Annotated in this window: 23 protein-coding genes and 2 pseudogenes; 13 read left to right on the top strand and 12 right to left on the bottom strand. The window is 63.2% G+C overall.

What is annotated here, in order from left to right; all coding sequences use genetic code 11:
- The first annotated feature begins 121 nt into the window (after positions 1–121).
- The 4 genes from NCR34_RS15680 (at position 122) to NCR34_RS15665 (ending at position 5,378) form a co-directional block, all read left to right on the top strand.
- On the top strand, positions 122–2,386 hold the full coding sequence (locus tag NCR34_RS15680) for a TonB-dependent receptor (protein ID WP_250500395.1): 2,265 nt from the start codon (positions 122–124) through the stop codon (positions 2,384–2,386).
- A 69-nt stretch (positions 2,387–2,455) separates the two neighbouring features.
- Positions 2,456–3,142, top strand: a complete 687-nt coding sequence (locus NCR34_RS15675) for a Fe2+-dependent dioxygenase (RefSeq protein WP_175941273.1) — start codon at positions 2,456–2,458, stop codon at positions 3,140–3,142.
- 312 nt (positions 3,143–3,454) lie between these two features.
- The gene (scpC, locus tag NCR34_RS15670; RefSeq protein WP_250500394.1) at positions 3,455–4,972 is read left to right on the top strand and encodes a succinyl-CoA:acetate CoA-transferase ScpC; all 1,518 of its coding nucleotides are present in this window, start codon (positions 3,455–3,457) and stop codon (positions 4,970–4,972) included.
- Positions 4,914–5,378 carry a host attachment protein gene (locus NCR34_RS15665; protein WP_250500393.1) on the top strand — a complete coding sequence of 155 codons (465 nt, stop codon included), beginning with the start codon at positions 4,914–4,916 and terminating at the stop codon, positions 5,376–5,378. The genes scpC and NCR34_RS15665 overlap by 59 nt, the downstream gene beginning before the upstream one ends.
- A gap of 49 nt (positions 5,379–5,427) precedes the next feature.
- Here the strand turns inward: NCR34_RS15665 and NCR34_RS15660 are convergent, their stop codons facing one another.
- Positions 5,428–6,813 (bottom strand): FAD-binding oxidoreductase, encoded by a 1,386-nt coding sequence (locus NCR34_RS15660; protein ID WP_250500392.1) that lies wholly within the window; start codon positions 6,811–6,813, stop codon positions 5,428–5,430.
- A gap of 464 nt (positions 6,814–7,277) precedes the next feature.
- On the opposite strand from NCR34_RS15660, the gene NCR34_RS15655 reads away from it, so the two are divergent.
- A complete protein-coding gene (locus NCR34_RS15655) occupies positions 7,278–7,556 on the top strand; it encodes a hypothetical protein (RefSeq protein ID WP_250500391.1) in 279 nt (92 codons plus the stop codon).
- Positions 7,557–7,626: 70 nt separating this feature from the next.
- On the opposite strand, the gene NCR34_RS15650 is transcribed toward NCR34_RS15655, so the two are convergent.
- Both NCR34_RS15650 and NCR34_RS15645 read right to left on the bottom strand, forming a co-directional pair.
- The gene (locus NCR34_RS15650; protein WP_250500390.1) at positions 7,627–8,121 is read right to left on the bottom strand and encodes an LEA/WHy family protein; all 495 of its coding nucleotides are present in this window, start codon (positions 8,119–8,121) and stop codon (positions 7,627–7,629) included.
- A gap of 48 nt (positions 8,122–8,169) precedes the next feature.
- The gene (locus NCR34_RS15645) at positions 8,170–8,676 is read right to left on the bottom strand and encodes a metal-dependent hydrolase (protein WP_250500389.1); all 507 of its coding nucleotides are present in this window, start codon (positions 8,674–8,676) and stop codon (positions 8,170–8,172) included.
- Positions 8,677–8,905: 229 nt separating this feature from the next.
- On the opposite strand from NCR34_RS15645, the gene NCR34_RS15640 reads away from it, so the two are divergent.
- Positions 8,906–9,412 carry a M48 metallopeptidase family protein gene (locus NCR34_RS15640; RefSeq protein ID WP_250500388.1) on the top strand — a complete coding sequence of 169 codons (507 nt, stop codon included), beginning with the start codon at positions 8,906–8,908 and terminating at the stop codon, positions 9,410–9,412.
- 3 nt (positions 9,413–9,415) lie between these two features.
- On the opposite strand, the gene NCR34_RS15635 is transcribed toward NCR34_RS15640, so the two are convergent.
- From NCR34_RS15635 to NCR34_RS15620, 4 genes and pseudogenes are all read right to left on the bottom strand, one after another.
- Entirely contained in the window at positions 9,416–10,096 is a 681-nt protein-coding gene (locus NCR34_RS15635; RefSeq protein ID WP_250500387.1) for a 4'-phosphopantetheinyl transferase superfamily protein, read from the bottom strand.
- A gap of 423 nt (positions 10,097–10,519) precedes the next feature.
- Positions 10,520–10,957, bottom strand: a pseudogene (locus tag NCR34_RS15630) (ShlB/FhaC/HecB family hemolysin secretion/activation protein); the annotation flags it as partial.
- A pseudogene (locus NCR34_RS15625) lies at positions 10,954–14,136 on the bottom strand (two-partner secretion domain-containing protein); the annotation flags it as partial. The pseudogenes NCR34_RS15630 and NCR34_RS15625, both read right to left, overlap by 4 nt.
- 804 nt (positions 14,137–14,940) lie before the next feature.
- On the bottom strand, positions 14,941–15,375 hold the full coding sequence (locus NCR34_RS15620) for a DUF3293 domain-containing protein (RefSeq protein ID WP_250500386.1): 435 nt from the start codon (positions 15,373–15,375) through the stop codon (positions 14,941–14,943).
- 101 nt (positions 15,376–15,476) lie between these two features.
- Here NCR34_RS15620 and NCR34_RS15615 point away from each other — a divergent pair, with 101 nt between their 5' ends.
- Positions 15,477–15,686, top strand: a complete 210-nt coding sequence (locus NCR34_RS15615; RefSeq protein WP_248322558.1) for a DUF1059 domain-containing protein — start codon at positions 15,477–15,479, stop codon at positions 15,684–15,686.
- Positions 15,687–15,797: 111 nt separating this feature from the next.
- On the opposite strand, the gene NCR34_RS15610 is transcribed toward NCR34_RS15615, so the two are convergent.
- The gene (locus NCR34_RS15610; protein ID WP_248322559.1) at positions 15,798–16,037 is read right to left on the bottom strand and encodes a hypothetical protein; all 240 of its coding nucleotides are present in this window, start codon (positions 16,035–16,037) and stop codon (positions 15,798–15,800) included.
- Between the two features lie 356 nt (positions 16,038–16,393).
- Here NCR34_RS15610 and NCR34_RS15605 point away from each other — a divergent pair, with 356 nt between their 5' ends.
- Positions 16,394–16,639, top strand: coding sequence for a DUF4148 domain-containing protein (locus NCR34_RS15605; protein ID WP_250500385.1), 246 nt, complete (start codon positions 16,394–16,396; stop codon positions 16,637–16,639).
- Between the two features lie 46 nt (positions 16,640–16,685).
- Here NCR34_RS15605 and NCR34_RS15600 read toward each other — a convergent pair whose 3' ends face one another.
- Genes NCR34_RS15600 through NCR34_RS15590 form a run of 3 tightly spaced genes read right to left on the bottom strand, consistent with a single transcriptional unit; the run spans position 16,686 to position 19,303 of the window.
- Positions 16,686–17,858 (bottom strand): acyl-CoA dehydrogenase family protein, encoded by a 1,173-nt coding sequence (locus NCR34_RS15600; protein ID WP_175941238.1) that lies wholly within the window; start codon positions 17,856–17,858, stop codon positions 16,686–16,688.
- Positions 17,859–17,913: 55 nt separating this feature from the next.
- On the bottom strand, positions 17,914–18,279 hold the full coding sequence (locus NCR34_RS15595) for a nucleotide pyrophosphohydrolase (protein WP_250500384.1): 366 nt from the start codon (positions 18,277–18,279) through the stop codon (positions 17,914–17,916).
- 40 nt (positions 18,280–18,319) lie between these two features.
- Complete coding sequence (locus tag NCR34_RS15590; protein ID WP_250500383.1) at positions 18,320–19,303, bottom strand: 2-dehydropantoate 2-reductase; 984 nt, start codon at positions 19,301–19,303, stop codon at positions 18,320–18,322.
- A gap of 275 nt (positions 19,304–19,578) precedes the next feature.
- Between NCR34_RS15590 and NCR34_RS15585 the strand changes: the two genes are divergently transcribed.
- The 4 genes from NCR34_RS15585 (at position 19,579) to NCR34_RS15570 (ending at position 21,869) form a co-directional block, all read left to right on the top strand.
- Positions 19,579–20,013 carry an Hsp20/alpha crystallin family protein gene (locus NCR34_RS15585; RefSeq protein WP_175941236.1) on the top strand — a complete coding sequence of 145 codons (435 nt, stop codon included), beginning with the start codon at positions 19,579–19,581 and terminating at the stop codon, positions 20,011–20,013.
- Positions 20,014–20,034: 21 nt separating this feature from the next.
- Positions 20,035–20,439 (top strand): Hsp20/alpha crystallin family protein, encoded by a 405-nt coding sequence (locus tag NCR34_RS15580; RefSeq protein ID WP_206469368.1) that lies wholly within the window; start codon positions 20,035–20,037, stop codon positions 20,437–20,439.
- A gap of 141 nt (positions 20,440–20,580) precedes the next feature.
- Complete coding sequence (locus NCR34_RS15575; RefSeq protein WP_175941232.1) at positions 20,581–21,360, top strand: ABC transporter substrate-binding protein; 780 nt, start codon at positions 20,581–20,583, stop codon at positions 21,358–21,360.
- Positions 21,361–21,560: 200 nt separating this feature from the next.
- Positions 21,561–21,869, top strand: coding sequence for a hypothetical protein (locus NCR34_RS15570; RefSeq protein ID WP_248322563.1), 309 nt, complete (start codon positions 21,561–21,563; stop codon positions 21,867–21,869).
- A 3-nt stretch (positions 21,870–21,872) separates the two neighbouring features.
- Here the strand turns inward: NCR34_RS15570 and NCR34_RS15565 are convergent, their stop codons facing one another.
- Complete coding sequence (locus NCR34_RS15565; protein WP_250500382.1) at positions 21,873–23,279, bottom strand: aminotransferase-like domain-containing protein; 1,407 nt, start codon at positions 23,277–23,279, stop codon at positions 21,873–21,875.
- A 138-nt stretch (positions 23,280–23,417) separates the two neighbouring features.
- Between NCR34_RS15565 and aptA the strand changes: the two genes are divergently transcribed.
- The gene (gene aptA, locus NCR34_RS15560; RefSeq protein WP_250500381.1) at positions 23,418–24,746 is read left to right on the top strand and encodes an omega-aminotransferase AptA; all 1,329 of its coding nucleotides are present in this window, start codon (positions 23,418–23,420) and stop codon (positions 24,744–24,746) included.
- The last annotated feature ends 92 nt before the right edge of the window (positions 24,747–24,838 follow it).

Genomic DNA, 24,838 nt, shown 5'->3' with positions numbered 1-24,838 from the left:
CGTGTAATGATACTGATTCTCATTTAGCGCCGCGCAGCCAAGCCGGATGCAAATGACGCGTGGCGGACAAGCAGCCGTCCGTCGACGTTCCGAATCCACTAACAAAATATCGGGGAACGATATGCTGAGGAAAACGCCGCTCGCCGCGGCCCTGGTCAGTGTGGCAACCGTGCCGATGGCCACGCCGCTCTACGCGCAAACGGCAATAGAGAACACGCGAGCCGCTGCCTCCGTTCAAAGCGGCTCCGCAGACAGCACCAGGGACGCCGCAGGCGCGAATGCAGACTCCGCCACGGCCGCGCCGGAAACCGCCGCCCTGCCCGCCGTCAAAGTGACGGGACAAAGCGACACGGCGCGCGACTTTCAGCCCGAAGTATCGAGCGTCGGGGCGAAGGTGCCCACCGCATTGCGCGATATTCCGCAAGCAGTCGTCGTCGTGCCGAAAGCGGTTCTGCAATCGCAGGCGGTCAGCTCGTTTTCCGACGCGCTGCGCAATGTGCCGGGCGTCACGCTCGGCGCAGCGGAAGGCGGCCAGATCGGCAATAACATCAACTTGCGCGGCTTCACCGCGCGCACCGATATCTACCTCGACGGCTTTCGCGACCGCGGCCAGTACTATCGCGATACCTTCAACCTCGAATCCATCGATGTGCTGTACGGTCCGTCATCCCTGTACTTCGGGCGCGGCTCGACAGGCGGCGTCATCAATCAGGTGAGCAAGCAGCCGGAGCTGAAGCCGCGCGCCGATGTATCCGTGCAAGCGGGCACGCACGACCGCTACCGCACGACCGTCGACATCAATCAGCCGATGACCGAGACTTCCGCGTTTCGCATCAACGCGTTCGGTCAGGACCTGGGCTCGACTCGCGATCAGATGAAAAGCAAGGATTACGGCGTCGCGCCGGAAGTGAAGTTTGGCATCGGCACGCCGACGCAAGTGACCCTATCCGCCCTCATTCAGCACAACCGCGATCAGCCCGACTACGGCATTCCGCCGCTCAACGGACATCCAGCGCCGGTCGATACGAAGACGTTTTATGGCTTTACCGACGACCGCACGATTCAGGACGTGCAAACGCTCAACGCGCGCGTGGAGCATCGCTTCAACGATGTCTTCACGCTGCGCAATCAGACGCAATTCAGTCACTACAGCACCGAAGCGCGCGCGACGAACGCGGCCGCCGTGCTGACTGGACCGCTCGGCACATCCCCTGCACTGACGAACGGAAACTACACCACGCTGCCGCTTTCTTCGCTTTACGTGCGACTGCAAGGCAAGGACCGCAACATCAACGATCACTCGGTCTACAACACGACCGACTTCGAAGGCAAGTTCGCGACGGGCTTCCTCAAGCACGACGTGCTCGTCGGCGTCGATCTGAGCCACGAGACCTATAGCAACCAGAGCTTCACCGCGACCACGCCGGGTCTGCCGTCCAATACGCTCGCTATCGTGCCGCTCGTCGATCCGACCTACACGACGCGTCCGTTGAATTATCGCGAGGTCGCCACCAATCTTGCGGAATCCAGCGCGAACGGCATCGGGCTTTATCTCAACGACACCGTCTCCTTCGGCGAGCATTGGAAGTGGATCGGCGGCGTGCGCTGGGATCGCTATGAAGCATCGATTCATAACTCGATCAACGCACCGGGTTATGCCACGCAGACGAACTACTTCACGAGCGTGCGCACCGGCGTCGTATGGCAACCGACCGAATGGCAGTCGTACTACGTGTCGTATGGCACGTCGTTCAATCCGTCGCTAGAAGCCCTCACGCTGACCAACAACCAGCAGAACACGCCGCCGGAAAAGAACCGTTCGTATGAGATCGGCTCGAAGTGGGACCTGCTGAACGGCGGGCTTTCGCTGACGCAATCGCTCTTCAACATCGAGAAAACCAACGCGCGCACTCAGGTCTCCACCGGCGAATACACGCTCGATGGCGATGTGCGCGTGCGCGGCTATCAGCTCGGCGTCGCGGGCCACATCACGAACAAGTGGCAGGTGTTTGGCGGATACACGTATATGGACGGCACCGTGCAGAAGGCGCTCGACGGCACCACCGGCCACACGCTCGCCAACACGCCGCATCACATGCTCACGCTGTGGTCCACGTATAACGTCACGCCGAACTGGGAATTCGGCGGCGGTCCATCGTACGTGTCGTCGCGCTATGCGGCCAACAACAACCTCGTGCAGGTCGGCGGCTATACACGATGGGATGCGATGGCCGCGTATCATCAGAAACGCTACGATATCCAGTTCAACGTGGTGAACCTGACGGACAAGAAGTACTACGATGCCCTGATTCCGTCCGACGGCGGACGCGCGGTGCCGGGCCTTGGCCGCACGTTCCTCGCGACGTTGAATTACCGCTTCCGCTGATGCACCTTTGACCATAAGCGCGCGTCACTCGCACGTTGGCGCGCGCAGCGACATCACCGAGCCCTTGCCATGATTCTTTCGATACCGGGCGTCCTGAGCGCCGAAGACGCCGCTGCGATGCGCTCGCGCCTCGAAGCCGACACCGACTCATGGGTCGATGGCCGCGCCACCGCGGGTTATCAAGGCGCGCCCGTCAAACGCAATCAACAGATTGCCGAAGGCTCCGCCATTGCCCGCGAAATGGGCGATGTGATCGTCGGTGCGCTCGAACGTCATCCACTTTTCATCAGCGCGGTGCTGCCCAACCGCGTATATCCGCCGCTTTTCAATCGCTACGAAGGCGGCATGCATTTCGGCAGTCACGTCGATGGCGCCATTCGCATCGTGCCGGGCCACGGAGCCCGTGTCCGTACGGATGTATCGATCACACTCTTTCTTTCGCGCCCTGAAGATTACGACGGTGGCGAACTCGTCATCGAAGACACATACGGCGTGCAGGAAGTGAAGCTTCCCGCGGGCCATGCCATCGTGTATCCGGCAACGAGCCTACATCAGGTGCGTCCGGTTACGCGCGGCGCGCGCGTGTCCAGCTTCTTCTGGGCGCAGAGCCTCGTCCGCGACGATGCGCAACGCGCGCTGCTTTTCGATCTCGACAACTCGATACAGCGTCTCAATGCGACGAATGGCGACGAAGCCGCGAAGCGCTCGCTCGTCGGCTGCTATCACAACCTGCTGCGCATGTGGAGCGAAACGTGAGAACGTGAGAACGTGAGCGGAGTCATTGCCGGCAATTGCAGCGGCATGAAATTAGACAAAGCGCAAAAGAACGGCATCTTGAACAGTCGAGCAATGACACGCCACTATGAAAGCGCCCATGAATACCTATAATCGCGGCGGCGCTCGCAAGCCTCTCTTCGCCTCCGACCCTCGCGCACTGCCGCGATAAGCCAGTCATCACGATCTATTCGAAACCGGCGCCAACGTGCGTCCGTGTTTGCGCGCCCGTTCGTCCTGTCGGGGCAAGGCGCATGCGAGCGCTCGATTCATTCAGTGTTCGTGGAGATTTTGATGTTGGAAGACCGCATTCGTTGTGCCGCGCTACGCGCAAAGATCACATCCGCGGCCGATGCAGCGCAGCTCGTGCGCGATGGCATGCGCGTGGGTGCAAGCGGCTTTACCCGCGCCGGCGATGCGAAAGCGGTACCCCTCGAAATAGCGCGCCGCGCACGCGAAGAGAGCGATCCGCTGCGCATTACGCTCATGACCGGCGCGTCGCTCGGCAACGACATCGACCGCCTTCTCACGGAAGCGGGCGCATTGGAGCGTCGCTTGCCGTTTCAGGTCGATGCCACGTTGCGTCGCGCCATCAATCGCGGCGACGTCATGTTCGTCGATCAGCATCTGTCGGAGACCGTCGAGCTACTGCGCGACCAGCGCCTCGGCGCACTCGATCTCGCGATCATCGAAGCTGTGGCGATCACTGAGTCGGGCGGCATTGTGCCGAGCACGTCCGTCGGCAATTCGGCGACCTTTGCGATGCTGGCGAACAAGGTCATCGTGGAGATCAATCTTGCGCAGCCGCTCGCGCTGGAAGGCTTGCACGATATCTGGTCGCCCGCGCCGCGGCCTTCACGCGCTCCGCTGCCGATCGTTAGTCCGAGCGATCGTATCGGTGGCACTTGCATCGACGTTCCCATCGAAAAGATCGCGGCCATCGTCATTACGAATCAGCCTGACAGTCCTTCGACCGTGCTGCCCGCAGATGAAGAAACCGCGCTGATCGCCGGTCATCTCATCGAGTTCTTTCAGCATGAAGTGTCGCGCGGCCGTCTGCCGAAGACCTTGCCGCCGTTGCAGGCCGGCATCGGCACCATTGCGAACGCGGTGCTGTCGGGATTCGCCGCGTCGCCCTTCGAAGCACTGACGCTCTATTCCGAGGTGCTGCAAGACTCGGCTTTCGATCTCTTCGATGCCGGCGAGCTCGCCTTCGCGTCGGGCGCGTCGATGACGCTCTCCGCCAAACGCCAGGAACAGGTTCTGAACGATCTCGACCGCTATCGCGACCGGCTCGTGCTGCGCCCGCAAGAAGTGAGCAATCATCCCGAAGTCATTCGCCGGCTCGGACTCATCGCGATCAACACCGCGCTGGAAGCCGATATCTACGGCAACGTGAATTCGACGCATGTCGGCGGCACGCACATGATGAACGGCATCGGCGGCTCGGGCGACTTCGCGCGCAATGCATCGTATGCTGTGTTCGCGACGAAATCGATTGCGAAGGACGGCCGCATTTCGAGCATCGTTCCGATGGTGCCGCATTGCGATCACAATGAACACGATGTCGATGTGATCGTGACCGAGCGCGGGCTCGCGAACCTGACCGGCCTTGCGCCTCGTGAACGCGCACTGACGGTGATCGACAAGTGCGCGCACCCGCTATATCGCGATTTCTTGCGCGACTATTACCGCGACGCACAAGCGCGCGGCGGCCACACACCGCATTGTCTGGAGAAGGCTTTCGCGCTGCATGAACGCTTCGCGCGGACCGGTTCCATGCTGCAACGCGGTAATACAACGGACTGTTGAGCAGCGCGAATCGGCGCACAATGACGCGAGCGTCGCTCGAAGCCGGCGAACAGGAGGAAGCATCATGACCGCCATCACGTGGGTTCTTGCCGCCGACGAGCATCGCGCCCGCATCTTCGAAACGCGCGGACTCAAGGTCGATCTTCAGCAAGTGGAGGACATCAGGAATACCGCTCCCGCGCGAAGCGACGCGAGCGGTAAAGACCGCGAGACGTTTGCCCGAGCCATTGCCGCGTATCTCGAACAGGCCCGGTTGCAGCATCGCTTCAATCGATTGCGTCTTGCCGTGGACGCAAGATTCCTCGGCGTGTTGCAAGCCTGCTTGAGCAGCGAAACACGCATGCTGGTTTATGACGACAACGGCAACGGCGCCGTGAGCGGGCAGCGCTACGTGGAACGTCGATAAACGTCGCTGAACGACGCGCGCCGCCCGCTCGCGCGGCGCGCGTGGATCGTTACGCAGGCTGGATGTTCTGATTACTGCGGAACACGTTCTCCGGATCGTAACGGCGCTTCACTTCTACGAGCCGCTCGTAGTTCGGTCCATAGGCCGCTTTCACGCGATCACCCTCGTCGCCCGTCAGGAAATTCACGTAGACGCTGCCCAGCGCATGCGGCGTCAGCGCGGTGAACATGTCGCGCGCCCATTGCGTGCAGGTGTCGTCGTCCGCCGCTTCCGTCCAGCGACCGTGTATGTTGATGGTGAATACCGAATCGCGATTCGCGTAAGCGGTGGCATTCCCGGGAACGCGGTTCGTCTGGCCGGCCATCGCGCCGATGAAGATCTCGCAATGTGGCGACGGCAACGCCTTCACGGCATCCGTGAGAATGCGCAAAGTCTCGTCGTTGAGCGCGGCGAAGTTGTGAGACTTCCAATAATTGCGCGCGCCGGGTGTCAGCAACGGATCGAACGCCTTCTGCCACGCGGTGAAAGGCATCGGGCCGAGGTGCTCGCCATACGGCGTGCCGAATTCGCGCACGGCCTGCAACGCCTCAGGACCGCGCCCGACATCACCGATATAGCAGCACGCCAGCGCAATGACCGGCTTGCCATGCACCTCGGCCGGCAGGAACGGCAGTGGGGGCGCCAGGCGCAGGACGGCCCATACCGTCAGGTCGTCGGGCGCGTCGGCGATGAACGCGCGATACTTCGGCAAGACCTGATCCGCCTGTTCGAGCGGATACACGACGAGCCCGCCAAAGATCTGCGGCCCCACTTCGTGCAGGCGGAATTCGAACATCGTCACGATGCCGAAGTTGCCTCCGCCGCCGCGCAGCGCCCAGAAAAGCTCCGGCTCCGATTCCGCGCTGACGCGGCGCCACTTGCCGTCTGCCGTCACGATGTCCGCGGCGACGAGATTGTCCACCGTCACGCCATATTTGCGGCTGATCCATCCGAAGCCGCCGCCTAACGTGAGACCCGCCACACCCGTCGTCGAGTTGATGCCGAGCGGTGTCGCGAGACCGAAGGCCTGTGCTTCGTGATCGAAGTCGGAAAGCAGAGCGCCCGGCTCGACATAGGCGCGTTTCGCTTGCGGATCGATACGGACCGACTTCATCGCGGACAGGTCGATCATGAGTGCATCGTCGCTCACCGCGCTGCCCGCGATATTGTGCGCGCCGCCGCGTATCGAAAGCAGCGCGCCGTGTTCGCGCGCGAAACCGAGCGCCGCGATCACGTCGGCCGTTCCCGCGCAACGCACGATGAGCGCCGGGCGCCTGTCGATGGTTGCGTTCCACACCTTGCGTGCTTCGTCGTAGTCGGAGTCGGTGGGCGAAATGACTTTGCCGCGCACGGCGGATTTGAGCGTGTCGATTGCGTCGACCGGGAAGTTGATCATGGATGACCTCGCTGCATGAGAAGCGCGCCGCGACGTGCCCGACCTGCCATCTGGAACGTGAAAGCGCAAGAATTCCGCTTCGCGCGCCACCGACGCTAGGCATCGGAGAGGAAGCGGATTGCGATGACGGACATGTTCGTCCGCTCGTTGATTAAAGTCTTGCGATTACGAAATGTAAAGACAAGCACCCGCAATTTCGCGCACAACATCTAGCATGCATCGGCCAAAGTTTCCGAAAGCGCGCGTTGTGAAAGGCAGTACTCCGTTCATTGCTTCGCATGCCTTACTTCATGCGCCGTTAAGGATGCATTGCTTACATAGACCGCTTCGACTTAGCGCGGATCTGCGAAACATTGTTGAATGTCCTTACACCAAAGCAACAGGCGTCAACGCGCGACGAATGGGAACGTTGGTTGGGCATGGCAGATCATCCGGTCTGCATGTTTACAGTAAGGAAGTTCGACATGAAAAAGCTGTTTGCTGCTGCTCTCATCGCCTGCCTGTCGGCCGGTGCATTTGCCAAGTCACACGAAGCCGAGCGCCATTTCCGACTCGAGCGCAAGGAGCATCGCGAGCGCGTCGACGAGGCACGCCAGCGCGATGCCCGCAACGAACGCGAAGCGCGTGCGGCGCGTGAAGAACATAAGCGCCAGGAAGAGATCGCCCGTCGCGACGCAGCACCGGGCAACGCGCACGTCGAAGTCCACCACGACGAGGCAAACGGCCTGCACGTCACGCACTAAGGCGCGTAGATCGACGAGCCGTTGATTCGAACGAGCGCCTGCGGGCGCTCGTTGCATGTTTAGCGATAGATCAATAGCCGAACGCGCCGCTTCCGGTCGGGAAGTCGATCGTTCCCTGGTCTGAGAAGCGCGCGCCGCCGAACGGACCGCCCGCGAGACGACCACGCGCCACGTACGACACCTTGGTCACCTCGTCGCCGCTCGCAAAACCCAACGCTTGCCGCGCGACCGACCACGCCGACACCGTCACCGGCACGGACACCACCAGTTCGCCGAAACGCGGCACGGATCCGCGCTGCGGACTCACGCCGCTCGCGAAAGCGCGGCCGTTGACATCGAGATCGAGCGCGACGCCGTCGAAGTCGATCGGCGTATCGTTCGGATTCTGCACGCGCAGCTTGACGGCGAAGCGCATTTCCAGTCCCTGCCCTTCGAGCGGCTCGATGCCCGCCACGCTGACGCGCAACGCATCGCGGTTCATGAAGCCCGCGCATCCGCCGAGCATGAGCGTGGCCAATACGAAGAGGACGAGAAAGATGCGGTTACGCGCTTGATTCATATGCATGGGTCGAGGTCCGGTAGCGTAGTGAGAACTGGCAGGATTCTATTGCGATCAGACGCGCAACGCGTTGAGCAGCATGCGGCCATACGCATGATGAAACCAGACACCGTCGGCGACATAAAGTGCCGCAATCCACGCCGCGCCGACGACGATCAGGTCGCAATGCCCGCTCGTCCACAATCTCAACGAATGGCGTCCACCGATCCAGGGGACGCCGAGCGGGTTCGGCCAGTCCGCGAGCAAATGCATGATGCCGCCGCACGCGAAGCCGAATGCGAACGGCACGGCGGGGTGTTTCCCGAGCAGACGCCATGACAACGCCAGAAGCGCGGCCCAGCCCACGCCCCAATGCGTGAGCGTGCGATGCGTGATCCACAGCTTGCGCTTGCGGGTCCACCACGCCACTTCGAGCCAGTCCGGCGCGGTCGCCCCGATCACGCCGCCGAGAACGGCCAGCGTACAGGACAGATAGTCGACGCCTGCCGCCTTCGTGACCAGCGCCGCCGCGATGATTCCCGCCGCCCATCCCGTCGCATGATGGGCCTTGCTCGATGCCATGTGAACCTGCCTTGAACGGCTTGCTTAAGAAAGCGCGCATATTCGCACGGCGCATGCTTCAGTGTGCGACGCGATACACAAACTTACGCAATTGCGTGCGCTCGGGCACCATTCGCGCGCGGCAGCGGCGAGTTCGCGCGTCTATGACTAAAATGATTGATGGCAACGTTGCGCGACTACCCGCGCGCGTCGACGTATCCCGCCAAGGCCCTCTATCTCGTCAGCCGTCATGCAACACCTGAAATACCTGAGCGCCTACCCGATCACGCTTCAGGAAAAGGTGCGCCGACTCATCGCCCAGCAGCAGCTCGGGCCGTATCTCGACGCGCGCTATCCCTCGAAGCACGCCATCCAGTCGGACCGCGCGCTGTATCAGTACTGCGCCGATCTGAAGAACGAATTCCTGCGTGTTGCGCCGGCCATCGACAAGGTCTGTTATGACAGCAAGCTCGACGTGCTACGGCACGCGCTCGGCCTGCATACCGCCATTTCGCGCGTGCAAGGCGGCAAGCTGAAGGCGAAGAAGGAGATCCGCATCGCGTCGTTGTTCAGGGACACGGCGCCGGAATTTCTGCGAATGATCGTCGTGCACGAACTCGCGCATCTCAAGGAGAGCGACCACAACAAGGCGTTTTATCGCCTGTGCGAGCTGATGCAGCCGGGCTACCATCAGATCGAGTTCGATTTGCGTCTGTATCTCACGCATCGCGATCTGATGCGCAATCATACGGTCTGACGTTCACTCGACCGACCACGCCAGCGCGGCCGCGTAGCCGCGAGGCCCGGCGAGCGACACTGCGCGATACGCGCCTGCTTCATCGGACAGCGAGTAGCGCGCGCCATTGCGCGGCAGGACCGAAAAGCCGTGCATCGCCAGTCCCTGGCTGCCGATGCCTACGCCATGCGCCTTCAGCACCGCCTCTTTTGCGGTCCAGCATGCGAGGAAAGCGTCGGGCTGATCGGCTTGCGGCAGGGCGTCGATGATGCGCTGGTCCGCTGCATGCAGAACGGTCGATTGCAGTTTGCGCCAGTCGAAGGAATGCCGCGCCTCTTCGATGTCCACACCCACGCTCCGCTCGAACGACATCGCGATCAATCCATGAGCGCCCGAATGCGCGACGTTGAAATCGGGCGCGTCGGGGATGGCGAGCGTGGGGCGGCCGTTTGTATCCGAAACAAGCGCGAGACTCGCGGGCGAGCCGCCGAGTTGCGCGGCGAGCAGGCGGCGCAGCGCGGCGCGCATCGTGGCAAAGCGGGCGGCATCTTCATGTCGCAGGAAGCGGGCTGCGCGTTGGAGCTCGTCGGCATGCAAGATGCCATCGGCTGCTTCCGGCAAAGGCGCGTTAAGATCGATGTCGACGAGCCATACGCGGACGTCGGCGGGGGCTTCGGTGGACAGGGGCGTGCACGGCGCTGTCATTTGGAGTTGCCGTTGTGACGAGGTGATTGAATATGCACCGGGCGGGCGGTTCACGCCGGCTTCAGTCGGACGGATGGCGTGTCAACCCGCTTTCGTCATACTTACCCCGTCTCGCAAACGCGTCTCGTGAATCGTATCAAGCGCTGCGGGCATTCACAAAAAGCTTGCGCGAGTGCGGCTTACTGTTCGCTTGACTTGCCTCGCTGATATCGACGCCCGTGAGTGGACCATAAGGGATAGCGGTTTAGCAGTTCGGTGAAGGAGCCGTATGCCGACGTCGCGCCATCGGCGCCGGCATAGACGTCGACATCCGGAACAGCGCATGGCGTCGAACCGGTAGCGAGTGCAGCCGAGTTGCGACGCGCGCGCGTCTAGCTTCGTCAACGAGGGCGGTGACGGTAGGGATGACGCATGTTCGTCGCCTCAGAACTGCGCGGTCATCTGAAAACCGACCGTCACGCGTGACGTATCCAACGTGGCCGGTTTGTAGAGCGGCGTGCCGGCGAACAGGTCGTAGCTGAAGCCAGCGTATTTCGACGGTACACCCCCGCGAAGGCCGATCACCGCGCCGACGAGTTGCGTTCCGGCTAGAAACGCCGTGTTCGGACCGAAGACGTGGCCATAGTCGATCCCCGCGTACAGCGTCTGCCCGCTCCTGCCGATCGGCGCTTGCAGTTCGTTGCGCCAGTAGAAGCCCTTCTCGCCTGCGAGCATCTGCTCGCCGTCGAAGCCGCGCACGGTGTATCGGCTGCCGATGGTCAGGTCGTCGATGTAGAACAACGTGTCGTTCGTGTATTGGCCGTGGAAGGTCGTCACGTAGCGAAGCGGTTGAGATGCGATTGCGAACGGCACCGACAGGTTACCGATACATCGCCATTGCCGCCGATCACGCCGTTATTCGTGTTGGTCAATGCGCCGCGAGCCGCGACGGCGGTCGCCCCGCTGCCGCCGTTTGCGATCGTGCCGCCATCGTTGACGAGGTCTTGAGCCGTCACGCCGAGCACGCCGTTTGCTTGCAGGGTGCCGCCGGTGTTGTTGAGCGTACCGGCATCGTCGACGGATACGTTCTTCGCGCCGACATAGCCGCCCGCGCTGTTATCGAGCGATGCCACCGACAGCCCCGCCGATGTCTGCCCCGCGAGCGTGCCGCCACGATTCGACACCGCGCCGCTCTTCACGACGAGCGCGCCGTTGGTCGCGATCGAGCCGCCGTTGTTCGATACGCTGCCGCTGCTAATCGACAGCGTGCCGCTACCCGAACTCGTGATCGTGCCGTTGTCGTTCACGAGGGCTGCGGGCGCGAGCGTCAGATCGGCGGCGTTGGTCTGAATGGAGCCGGACGTGTTGTCCAGCGTGCCGGTCACGGTGAACGTCGTCGGCGCGGTGCCTGTCTGCGTGATCGTGCCGTTGCGGTTGACGAGGTCATACGCCGAAAGGGCGAGCTGACTGCCCGCGATCGTTCCCGAGTTGGTCAGCGTCGTGCCCGCCGAAAGTTGCGCACTGCCGTTTGCAGCGAGCGTGCCGCTGTTGACAAGCGTCTGCACCGCGCGCGCGATCAGGCTTTGCATCGCGGTAATCGAGCCCGCATTGGCAAGCTGGCCCGCTTGCAGCGTGAGATTGCCGTTGCTCGCGATCTGGCCGCTCGACCCGTTATTGAGTAGTCCAGTCGTCGCGACCGTAAGACCGCTCGCGTTCAACGACGTGATGTGGCCGCCCGTGTTGTCGAGGCTGGCGGCTTGCGCATTGAGCGCGCCGCCGGACTGAAGCGTGCCGCCCTGATTGGCAATCGCCCCGCTGACGGTCGCGTTCAGTGCGCCGTTCGTCGCAATCGTGCCGCCATTGTTCGACAATGCACCGCTATTGATCGAGAGCGTGCCGGTGCCCGAACTCGTGATCTTGCCGTTGTCGTTCAGAAGCGCAGCCGGCGTAAGCGACAAATCCGCGGCATTAGTCTGGATCGATCCGTTCGCGTTATCGAGCGTTCCAGTGACAGCGATCGTCGTCGCGCCCGTGCCGGTCTGCGTCACACTGCCACTGCGATTGACGAGATTGGTCGTCGTGAGCGCCACCTGATTGCCCGTGATCGCGCCATCGCTGTTGTCGAGCGTGGCGGCTTTCACGTTTACGAGCTTGCCTGCGGAGATCGCGCCGCCGGCATCGGTGAGCGTGGTGCCGGCCGCAACGCTCGCGTTGCCGTTCGCGGCCAGCGTGCCCGCGTTGGCGAGCGTTTGCGTGGCCGTCGCGGCGAGGTCCTGCACCGCCGTGATCAACCCGCTATTAACGAGTTGCCCCGCCTGCACAACGACGTTGCCGTTCCCGCCGATTGCGCCGCCCTGCGCGTTGTTGAGCAAACCGGAGGTGGTGACGCTCAGGCCGTCGGCGTTCAGGGACGTGAAGTGGCCCGCAGTATTGTCGATACTGCCCGCTTGCACGCCGAGCGCGCCCGCCGCCTGAATCGTGCCGCCCTGGTTCTGCAGCGCGGACGCTACGTTAGCGGTCAGCGAACCGCCCGAAATCATCTGCCCGTTGCGGTTCGAGAGTGCGCCGGCCGCGATCGTCTGTGCAGCGCCGGACTTCAACGCGCCGTTATCGTTCGCGAGCGTGCCTGCCGCGTTCGCGTTGATCCCGCCGCCGGCTGTCGTGGTCGCTGACGACAAGTTGATGTCGCCCGCCGCCGCCGCGAGCCCAAGATTGCCGTTCGCCGTGGTCGAACTTCCGGCGAGATTCACCGACGTGCCTTGCACAACAGCGCTGCCGCCTGCCGCGTTGCGTCCGGTCGCGGAGATGGCGCCGCTCGACGTCACGTTCAGGTCGCCAGAACCGGCGATCGACCCGTCGCTGTTCACGCCCGCGCCGAGCGTGCCCGTCGACGCGACGCTGCCCGCGTTGATCGTCGTGTTGTTCTGCGCGGCGAGGACGCCCGAATTGGAAAGCGCCCCGCCGGTGGTCGCAACGACATTTTGTTGCGCGTACGTCGTCCCGCTGTTCTGAATGCCCTGCGCGGCGCTCGCATTGATGGAGCCGCTCGCGTTAGTCGTTCCGGCGAGCACGAGTTGGCCGTTGGATTGCAGCGTCAGGTCACCTGCTTGCGCGGCCAGCACGCCCCTGTTCGAAACGCCGACGCCATATTCGTTCGACACCAGATAAATTCGGTTGGCATACATGCCGCCCAGCGCGCTGACGTCGATTGCAACGGATGGCGCGGGTCCACTACCTGAGATGGGCGTGGCCGCGAGCGTGTTGTGGTCGACCTGATTCGAGCCGGCGACCACGTTCAAGTTGTTGGCATAAATCGCGGCATTGACCTGAATAGCACGCGAGAGCAAGTCCACCTGATCGACGTTCGTCGCGTTCAGCCCCGCGCCTTGCACGGTGATATTGCCGCTGGTGACGTTGAAGCCCGCGAGACTGCCATTCGCGCCGAAGTTCGGCGTACCGGTCGTGAGAATGGCGCGCGAAGTGTTGATGAAGCCCCCGCCATTCACCACCAGGCCATTCGGGTTGGCAACCACGACTTCCGCGCGCTGCCCGGCCACCTCAAGATAGCCGTTCAGTTGCGACGGCGAATTGCTCAGCACCTGATTGACGATGATCCCCGCCGCTTGCCCCGGCGAGAGATTCGGGTTGCCGTTGATATAACCCGCCTGCTGCGTCGAAACGATGGTCGGCGAGTTATTGAGAATCGCGCCCTTCCCCGGTACGTCGAACTGCGAATAATTGTTGAGGGAAACGCCGGCAGCAGACGGCTTGGCGATGTTGACCTGCTGGAGTCCGTTCTGCGTCTGGATCACTTGCGCAGCCGACCCGGGTGCTGCGACGATCTGCGCGTGCGACACCGACATAGCCGTACCCAGCAGCAGCATGGCGGCGAACGCCACGGCACGCATGGGAAGGCTCGAACCGATGCGCAAAGACGATGCGACCGACCCGCGTTGCGTCGCGCTACCGCCTCGTGCGGTTTCTCCGGTGGCGAAATCCGCGACCGCCACCATCATGTGCCGCACGCGGCTGAAGACCAGCTTGTAAATCCCGTTATTCATTATTCAATGCTTCGCTTTTTTACGGTGCGGAGCGCGAAGGGCAACCCGCGAACAGCCCGTGAGTGTTTCCGCGATCAGCATTGGGGAATATGGGAATAGTCCGAAATCGACAGCGCTGGTCCCGCTCGATCACATATGACCTGTCGCAGGCTTGAAGTTGGATTTGTCGATGCGCCCGTGCTCAGTTGCGAGAACGCAACGGGTGATGCTGCGTTGGTGCTACCGCGCGTTCGGGAAGCTGGATGCGGTCGCCCTGCACGCCTATAGCGCTCAGCGCGTGATCGACCGAAACGGAGGTGCAGGCCGCCAACGCGAGCGATATGAGCGGCATGCCGTGATATGCGTTCGCTTCGCGCGACGTTAGTGAGTGCGCAAATGTGCTAGCCCGTTTCGGACGCTCACCAAGAGTGCCTCATGACGCGGTTGGCGCTCGGTCGGCCGCGCCGGTGAGCCCCATCATTGGTCGACGTGCCCAGTCAGCAGCGCGCGTTGGATCGTCGTGCCGTCGATGCATCGTCTGGTGCGCAGTACGCCAGCGCGACGGTAAGCTCGTTTGCAGTACTTACAAAACTGCGCTATCGTGCGGCGCATTCATGCTTTCATAGATGGGCAGGTCGAATGCAGCGGACTTTGAATTCGCTCGCGAATATCGCGTCAAGGGCGAGCGACCCGCCCGGCATCAGCCAGCGCGCGCATTCGCGAGAGCACGAACAAGAGGGCCGTTCAAGCCGCGCGCGAACATCGCGCGACACGCGACGCCTTTTCCCTGCATCAGGTCGCGCGGCGTCGAAGCGCTCGGTCAAGTCACCTATATCGCGGATGCACGCGCAATCGCGGCACGCCATCATCCCCGACGACCACGACGGCGTTCTGCTCATACGCCAGCATGAAATCGTCGGCGTCGAGCACGGTCGCGCCGAGCACGAACAGACTCGCTTCGGCGCTCCATACGTTGTTCGGATCCAAGCCTTCGCCCGCTAGCGCCATCCACCCTGCTTGCGCGATGTGCGCTTCGAGCGCCCGCTGCCTCGCGGCGTTCTGCTCGGCGCTCAGCTCACAGCCAAACGGATTGAACGCGGTCACGAACACTGCGCTGCCAACACCGTGACGGCCCAGCAGCGCGGCGACGGACGCGTTCTTCTCGCCGATCTTCATATCGATGGGCGGCTCGCCGTGTATCCGGTAGATGGCAGCGCGGTACGCTGCAAGGGTCGTGTCGGGAATCGAAAAACCGTTCATGAGCATGAACGTTACGCGACTGCGCAGGCGCGCGCAAACCGCCATCGCAGCCGAAACGACGGCCTATACTGAAGTCAGCGCCTTCATGCCAGGAGGACGCCATGACACGCATGTACATCGATTGCCGCGAGTGCTCGAGCGACAGCAACTGCACGATCGCCCTCGCCGCCGACTCCGAAGACGAATTGATGCAGGCCGCCGTGCAACATGCGGTGAGCATGCATCAGCATGAAGATTCGCCGGAGCTGAGAACGGAACTCAAGAAGTTCTTTCACGAGGGCACGCCGCCGCTCGAAAGGCCGTCCGCATAAGACGCGGAGGCAGTTGATTGCCGCCACAAGCTAGCGTTTCTTAACACGCTAGGCGGTGGGGCCTTGTCGCTTGATGGAAGATGAGGAAGAAGGCAGCGACGCGCCGCAATTTCAAGAACAGCCGGTGCGCCGCTCGCTGCGGCTGAATCGTTGACGCGAACGCCAGTCTTCCGAGCGCAGCACGTGTTCGCCGTCTTCGCGGGCTTCGTCTTCGGAATCGAAGCCTTCGTCGCTATAGGCGACCACCTTCATGCCGCCGCCTGCCGCGCGCTCGACGGTGATGCCCCAATGCCATCCGCCTTCCTGGTGGAAGATATGCAGCGTCGGCTTCGATGATCCGGTCAAGTCCATACATGCGGCTCCTTCAAGTTGACGTCCGTAAGGCTTGCTGCCTTGCCTAGACGAACGCCCTTGATGTCGGGCGCTTCTCTTTGCGTTGCCCGTACGCGGAAATCGTTCAGGGCATCATGACTAAACGAGGGGCGTCAGCGCCCGCTTAAGACAGCATACTCAATGACATGCTGCATTGCAACACGGGCTTTCCCCAGTCGTGCGCTTGCGAGACACCGCTTCACTGAACGAAAGGCGAATGGAAGCGGTCCTTTCGTTGCAAAAGTCATCGGACTGTCACGCTGAGCGCGCGCCGGTGACATTCGGCGTTGTGTCCTAGAATGAGTAAGCCGTCATCAGCGGCGTAAGAGGGACTCATGAAAGCTACTTCCCGAATCATGCTCGGCGCGCTCGCTGCGTGCTGGGCCGCGTCTGCATTCGCGCAGCCGCTCGCCGACAATTCGTCCACGCCCAAGACACGCGCTCAGGTTCGTTATGAACTACACGCGTGGATCGCTGCGGGCTACGATCCGAACGACTGGATCAACTATCCGGACAATGCCATGCGCGCGGGCCGCATCGTGGCGCAGCGACGAGCCGACGCGCCGCCCATGACGCACTGAAGCGGCGCGCGTCATCGCGCTCAAGCAGCCGGCTCAAGCAGCCCCCTCAAGCAGCCGGCTTCGGCCCACGCAAGATGCGCCGCGCGATGCTCCAGCGATGCACTTCCGACGGGCCGTCGTAGATTCGGAACGCGCGCATGTCCGCGAAAATTCGCGCGACGACCGTCTCGTGCGTGACGCCCTGCCCGCCCAGCACTTGCACGCAACGGTCGACGACGCGCCACAGCGCCTCCGACGACACGACCTTCGCGATGCTCGATTCGTGCTTGCCGAGCACGCCCTGATCCAGCACCCACGCGCAATGCCAGATGGCGAGCCGCGTGACGTGCAGGTCCATCTCGTTGTCCGCCAGCATGAAGCCGACGCCTTCGTGCTCGCCTAGCGCCTTGCCGAACGCCTGACGTTGGCGCGCATAATCGCTCGCGACGTCATGCGCGCGGCGGGCCGCGCCGAGCCAGCGCATGCAGTGCGTGAGACGCGCGGGCGACAAACGCACCTGCGCATAACGGAAGCCTTCGCCCGGTTCGCCCAGCACGTTCGACGCCGGCACGCGCAGGCCGTCGAAACGCACGACGCCGTGGCCGCCGGGAAAGCACGTGTCGAGCGAATCCATCGCCCGTTCGATGACGATGCCGGGACTCGACATGTCCGCGAGAAACATCGTGGCCGGGCCGTCCGCGAACTTCGCCATGATGATCGCGACTGCCGCGCCCTCGGCGCCCGTGATGAACCACTTGCGGCCGTGAATCACGTACTCGTCGCCGTCGCGCGTGGCGGTGGTCTGGAGCATGGCCGGGTCCGCGCCCGCGCCGGGCGACGGCTCGGTCATGCAGAAGCACGAGCGGATCTCGCCCGCCGCGAGCGGACGCAGCCAGCGTTCCTTCTGCTCGGGCGTCGCGATGGCTTCGAGCAGATGCATGTTCCCCTCGTCGGGCGCGGCGATATTCAGCGCTACAGGGCCGAGCGGCGAATACCCCGCCTCCTCGAACAGAATCGCCTTCGCGACATGACCGAGCCCGAGCCCGCCGAACTCCGGCGAGATATGGCTCGACAGCAAGCCCGCCTTGCGGCCCTTCGCGATCAGTTCGGCGCGTAACGCTTCGTTCGGGCCGTGCGGCGTGCAGCGCGGATCGCGCTCCATCGGCACGATTTCATCGGCGATGAACGCGCGCACCCGCGCCTGTAATTCGGTCAACTCCGGCGAAAGCGAAAAATCCATCGGCATCCTCGGTCGTTAGTGGATCATGCGAGCTTAATCGTGTGCGCCACTCTCGTCATTCATCGTATTCGCTGTATTTGCGCGCGTCGCCGCGCACCTTGTGCGCCGGATACTTCGCGCGATTCAGCGCCATCTTCTCCAGCAACGCCTGATGCAGATCCACATCGAGCGCGTCGGCCAGCATCACGAGATAAGCGAGCACGTCAGCCATCTCATGACGAATGGCGCAAAGCTTCGCGTCGTCGAGCTCGGCCTTGTCGCCCGTCTGAAGCCACGTGAACGGCTCCAGCAACTCGCTCGCCTCCACGCTCAGCGCCGCCGCGAGATTCTTCGGCGCATGGAATCGGCGCCAGTCGCGCTCGCGCACGAACTCGCGCAGCATGTCGCGCATCGCGACGAGTTCGCTCGGTGATTCTTTCATCAGGTCCTCGACTCGCTACTCATTACTCATTACTCATCGCTCATTGCGGCGGATAAAGGCCCAGCGTGCGCGCATGCAGACGCGCGAGGCCGAGCAGCGCGTCGGTGAATGGCGTCGGCACGCCGGTCATCGCGCCGAGTTCGCGCACCGACGCGACGAGCGCATCCAGTTCGACGGCCTTGCCCGCTTCGACGTCCTGCAGCATCGACGTCTTCATCGCGCCCAGTTTTGCCGTGACGGCATGCCGGTCCGCTGGCTCCTGTTCGATGGGAATGCCGAAGCGCGCGCCGATTTCCTTCGCCTCCAGCATGATGCGCGTGACGAAGCCGCGCACGAGGTCGTCGCCGAGGATGCGGTCCGTGGTCGCGCCGGTGATGGCGCTGATCGGGTTCATCGTCATGTTGCCCCACAGCTTGAACCACACGTCGCGCTGAATCTGCGGCGAAGCGGAAGCGTCGAAGCCCGCCTGCGCAAAGAGCGATACGAGCGAATCGACGCGCGCGCTCGGCTTGCCGGTCGCCTCGCCCAGAATCAGCCCGTTTCCCTGATGATGCCGGATCACGCCCGGCGCTTCCACGAAACAACTCGCGTGAACGACGCAGCCGACGGTCTGCGCGCTCGGTATCGCGGCGGCGATCGTGCCGTGCGGATCGACCGAGGCGAGTCGCTTGCCGGCGAACGCATCGCCTAAGCCGTCGCAGAACCACCACGGCACGCCGTTCATCGCAGTGAGCACCGTGGTCCGCTCGCTGAGCAGCGGCGCGATGTGCGCGGCCACGGATGCCATTGCCGGCGCTTTGACGGCGACCACCACGAGGTCTTGTTGCCCCAGTGCGTCGGGCGCGGCGCTCGCGCGAACCTGCGCCGTATGCGTCGCGTCCTTCTCCACGAGCTGCAGGCCGCGCGTGGTGAGCGCATCCAGCGTCGCGCCGCGCGCGACCACGCTGACATCGCAGCCTGCCTGCGCGAGCCGCACGCCCATCCATCCGCCGATTGCGCCCGCGCCGTAAATGCACACGTTCATCTTGTCGTCCCCGCCACTGGTTGGATCGCCCATTGTAAGAGCGGATTGAATTCGTTAGCGGCTAACGCTCAAACGGTCCAATCTATGAGTCGCAAAACGCATTTCAAGAGTCGCCGAACGAATAAAAAATGCGCTGGAAAATGCATTCCGGCTTATTGAAATGGGAGTCTCCGCACCTATTTTTCGATCCGAGGGCAGTGAGCTCGAACGCGCTGCCCACAAGGATCAACGCACTGTGCCGGCCTTCATGCGGCCGCATTTTCGGAGACTGGATCATGAGTGACTTCTACTTTGGCGGCGACGTGTTCGCGGAGCTGGATCGCATGCAGCGGCAAATGTCGACGCTGTTCGGCAACCTGCCATCGAGCATCCGGACCAGCCGCGCGGATGTCTTTCCGCAATTGAATATCGGCAGCACGGACGAGGCGGTCGAGATCGTCGCGTTCGCGCCGGGCGTGGATCCCGCATCGCTCGATGTGACCGTGGACAAAGGCACGCTCACGATTAGCGGCGAGCGCAAGGCCGAAACGCTGACCGAAGGCGCGCGCACTTATGCCAAAGAGCGCTTCACCGGCAGCTTCCGCCGCGTGATCGAACTGCCGCAGAACGCGGACATCGACAAGGTGCAGGCGCGCTATGAAAACGGCACGCTGTCCATCACCGTCGGCAAGCGCGAAGCGTCCAAGCCCCGCGCCATCACCATTCAGTAATTCAGCATTCGGGAGCTCACGATGAACGACACCACTCAACTGGCGCAGCGCAACGAAGGCGACGTGACGCGCAAGAATGAAGACAACGCGCGCCGCGCGAGCATCACGCCCGCGGTCGATATCGTCGAAGACAGCCACGGCATCACGCTGTGGGCCGACCTGCCCGGCGTGCCGCGCGAAAAGCTGGACGTGAAAGTGCATGACGCGCGGCTCTATATCGAAGCCGAAGCGGTGGTCACCGCGCAAGCCGGCTTGCGCGTGCATCACGCCGAAGTGCGCGCGCCGCGCTTCGCCCGCGCCTTCACCGTCAGCGACGACTTCGACACCACGAAGATCGACGCGAACCTGACGAACGGCGTGCTCAAGCTCACGATTCCGCGCCGTGAAGAAGCGCGTCCGCGTCGCATCGAAGTACGCGCGAGCTAAGAGAACCGCTGGCAGCACCACAATGCTTCAACCGAATGGCCGCGAATTTCGCGGCCATTTTTTTAGCGCATGCTTAACGCCTCTATAATCTTCCGCGGCAGTCCGAGAACTATTCCAACTTATCGCTAGGAAGAGACGAACGTGAAGACGCTGTTGACGGTGTTGTTGAGTTCCATGCTGGCCGTGTCTATCGGCGCGCATGCGAAAGATTGGTCCACGATCCGGTTCGGCGTCGATGCCAGTTATCCGCCCTTCGAATCGAAAGCACCGGACGGCCAGCTCGTCGGCTTCGATATCGATGTCGGCAACGAACTGTGCCGCCGTCTCGACGCAAAGTGCGTATGGGTCGAAAACGCCTTCGACGGCATGATTCCCGGCCTGAAGGCGCGCAAATTCGACGGCGTGCTCTCCACCATGTCGATGACGCCGGCGCGCGTCAAGCAGATCGCGTTCTCCAGCAAGCTCTTTCATGTGCCCACGCGGCTCGTCGCGAAGCGCGACTCGAAGATCCAGCCGACGGCGGAATCGCTCGCGGGCAAATCGGTCGGCGTCGAACAAGGGTCGATGCAGGAGAGCTATGCGAAGGCGCATTGGGGCGCCAAAGGCGTGACGGTCGTATCGTATGCGGATCAGGATCAGGTCTATGCCGACCTGCTCGCCGGACGACTCGACGCATCGCTGCAAAACGCGGTGCAGGCCGAACGCGGCTTTCTCGACACGCCGCGCGGCAAGCCGTTCGCTTTCGCCGGCCCGGCTCTCGAAGACAGCGCGATCTTCGGCCCCGGCACCGCGATCGGTCTTCGCAAGGAAGACACCGACCTGAAAGAGAAGCTCGACGGCGCAATCGCCGCGATGATCAAGGACGGCACGTACAAGCGCATCGAGCAGAAGTACTTCGACTTTGATATCTACGGCGAATAAGCATAAGAAAGCAGACGGCGCGAGCGCGCTGTAGGGCTCGCGCCAACACATGCGTTGGCGCGCCGATGGCTTTTTTTCACGCACGTCATGCTGAAAATTACACGTCGCCGCGCTGGCCGGCGGGAAAGCTCCGTAATCGATGCATCGGCATAGTGTTTGCATGCCCGGCAATGCACAGAGAGACTGTTTTCGGGGGCATCATGCATCATTCGATCGAACCTCACGAGCTCGGCAAGGTTGATCTCGAGCACTTTCAGATCGTGCAAGTGTCGGACGGCACGCATACCGTCGTGCTCTGGGAAGCGCCGGAGCCCGACACGCTCGTGCCGCTGCACGCACGAGCCGCCACGCTCACCATTCGTCTGTGCGATCCGCTCAATCCGGTGCGCAGAAAAGACGTGTGCGAGCGCTTGCAGGCGCACCTCGCGGCATCGCGTGGTCGCAAGAGCGCAGCGCGGCCGCGCACGCATCTGCATCGCCTGAGCGCGAGTCCGCGCGCCGCTGCCTAGCGGTCAAAGCGACTTGCCGAGAAAAGTCCACAGCGCGTCGTCGAGCGAATACGGCACGTTGAAGCGAAAGCACGCGCTCGGCGCATCGCCCGGCCGGAAATACGAGCCCGGCGCGAGCCAGATGCCGTGTTCGAGCGCGCGCGTCGCGACATCGCTCGCATGCAACGGATCGATCGGCAACTCCGCCCATACGAAAAGACCCGCGCGCGGACGGCGGAACAGTGTCGCGCCGAGCGCATCCATGCGCTGCTCGACGACCGCATGCGCGTCCTTCAGCTTGTCGATCACGAATTCGACGTGCCGCGCATAGCGCCCTTCCGTCAGCACCTTCTCGACGATGCGCTCCGTCGCCTCCGACGACGTGAGTCCCACCGCCATCTTCGTGCGCGCCAGTTCGCGCAGCACGTCGCGCTCGGCGACGACATAGCCGCAGCGCAGCGACGGCGTGATGGTCTTGGCGAAGCCGCCGACATACACGACGCGGCTCAGCCCTTCCAGCGCCGCGAGCAACGGCGCGCCGGGCGGCGCGAGCTCGCGGTTCACATCGTCTTCCACGACCCACAGGCCATGCCGCTCGGCGATCTGCATCAGGCGGAACGCCGACGCCATGCTGAACGTCGCGCCGGTCGGATTCTGCAGCGTCGTGTTGAGAAAGACGGCTTTCGGACGATGCTCCGTCACGATGCGCTCGAACACGTCCGTGTCGATGCCCGCGACCGTGCGCGGCACGCCATGCACGTTCAAGCCGGCAAGCCTGAGAATCTGCAGCAGATTGCAGTAGCCGGGATCTTCGACGACCACGGCATCGCCCGGACGCAGCAAGGTGCGCACGATCAGGTCGAGCGCCTGCGTCGCGCCGCTCGTCAAGAGCACGTTGGAAGCGGCATCGACCGGCAAGCCGTGACGGTCCAGTTGCTCGGCGATGCGCTCGCGCAGCGGAGCGAAGCCGTACGGATGCCCGTAATCCGCGATGCGCGCGGCCGGCACGCGGCTCACCGCGCGCAACGCGTGGTGGAGCCCGCTTTCGTTGACCCATTCGTTCGGCAGCCAGCCGCAGCCGGATTTGATCGGCACCGAATGGTCCGCGAAGACATCGGAAAGCAGCCATGTCGCCGTGAGGCTCGGCGGCTGCCATTCGACCGAGCGCGTCGGCGCGCGCCGCCCGCGCACGGCCACGCGATACCCCGAGCCGCGCCGCGCGGTGACGAGGCCCATCGACACGAGCCTGCCGTACGCTTCCGTCACGGTGAACGTGCTCAGGCGCTCGCTTTCGGCCAGACGCCGCACTGAAGGCAACAGCGCGCCCGCACGCAACGTGTCCGACTCGATGGCGGACGAAAACGCGCGCACGAGTTGCTCGACGAGCGTCGGCGCCTGCCGCGAGCCGCGTTCCAGGTTGAGTTCGATCATCGGTTCAATCGGCCAAGGTTTGCCAGCACAGTTCGCCCCATTTTGCCAGCACAGTTGGCAGCGCGGTGAAGCAACTGTCTATGCCGCGCAAAATTGCGTCGACATACAGTGACCGTTCTTTAGAGGAGAGACCAAGCCATGAACGCCCGCCCCGTCATCGACGACCTGTCGTCTTTCTGGATGCCCTTCACCGCGAATCGCCAGTTCAAGGCCGCGCCGCGGCTGCTGGAAAGCGCCAAAGGCATGTACTACCGGTCGACGGATGGCCGCGAAGTGCTCGACGCCTGCGCGGGGCTGTGGTGCGTGAACGCGGGTCATTGCCGCGAGGAAATCGTCGAGGCGGTGCAGAAGGCGCTCGGCACGCTGGATTTCGCGCCGACGTTCCAGATGGCGCACCCGCTCGCGTTCGAAGCCGCGACGAAAGTGGCCGAACTGATGCCCGACGGCCTCGACCGGATCTTCTTCACGAACTCGGGCTCGGAGTCGGTCGACACGGCGCTCAAGATCGCCATCGCCTACCATCGCGCGCGCGGCGAAGGCCAGCGCACGCGGCTGATCGGCCGCGAGCGCGGCTATCACGGCGTGGGCTTCGGCGGCATTTCGGTCGGCGGCATCGCGCCGAACCGCAAGACGTTCTCGGGCGCGCTGCTGCCCTCGGTCGATCATCTTCCGCATACGCACGATCTCGCCCACAACGCGTTCTCGAAGGGCCAGCCGGCGTGGGGCGCGCATCTCGCGGACGAACTGGAGCGCATCGTCGCGCTGCACGATGCATCGACGATCGCGGCCGTCATCGTCGAACCGGTAGCGGGCTCAACGGGCGTGCTGATTCCGCCGCAGGGCTACTTGCAGAAGTTGCGCGAAATCTGCACGAAACACGGCATTCTGCTGATTTTCGATGAGGTCATCACCGGCTTCGGACGTCTCGGCAAGGCGACCGCCAGCGAGTTCTTCGGCGTGACGCCGGACCTCATCACCATGGCCAAGGCGATCAACAACGCGTCCATTCCGATGGGCGCGGTCGCGGCGCAGCGCAAGGTGCATGACACGATCATCGATGCGGGCGCGGCGAACGCCATCGAACTTTTTCACGGCTACACGTACTCGGCGCATCCGGCCGCGACTGCCGCGGCCATCGCGACGCTCGACCTCTATGTGCGCGACAAGCTGTTCGACCGCGCGGCATCCAAGTCTCCGGCGTTCGAAAGCGCGGCGCATGCGCTGCGCGACGCGCCGCACGTCAAGGACATTCGCAATCTCGGGCTCGTCGCGGGCATCGAGCTCGAACCGCGCGACGGCGCGCCCGGCGCGCGCGCCTACGAAGCGTTCGTCAAGTGCTTCGAGGCGGGCGTGCTCGTGCGCTATACCGGCGACACGCTCGCGTTCTCGCCGCCGCTCATCATCGAAGACGATCAGATCGAGCGCATCTTCAAGACGGTAAGAGAAGTGCTCGGGACGGTGCAATAGAAGATGAGACGATCGCGCGTTTCGTTGAGACGCGCGCGCATTCACAGCCGCCCTGCTCCGGCCTACAGTTGACTCACGCCATTCAGATGGCT

The sequence above is a fragment of the Caballeronia sp. GAWG1-5s-s genome (genome assembly GCF_023631445.1).
GTDB lineage: Bacteria > Pseudomonadota > Gammaproteobacteria > Burkholderiales > Burkholderiaceae > Caballeronia.
The sequence above is the reverse complement of the archived record's forward strand: the minus strand, read 5'-3'. Positions and strand labels throughout refer to the sequence as shown.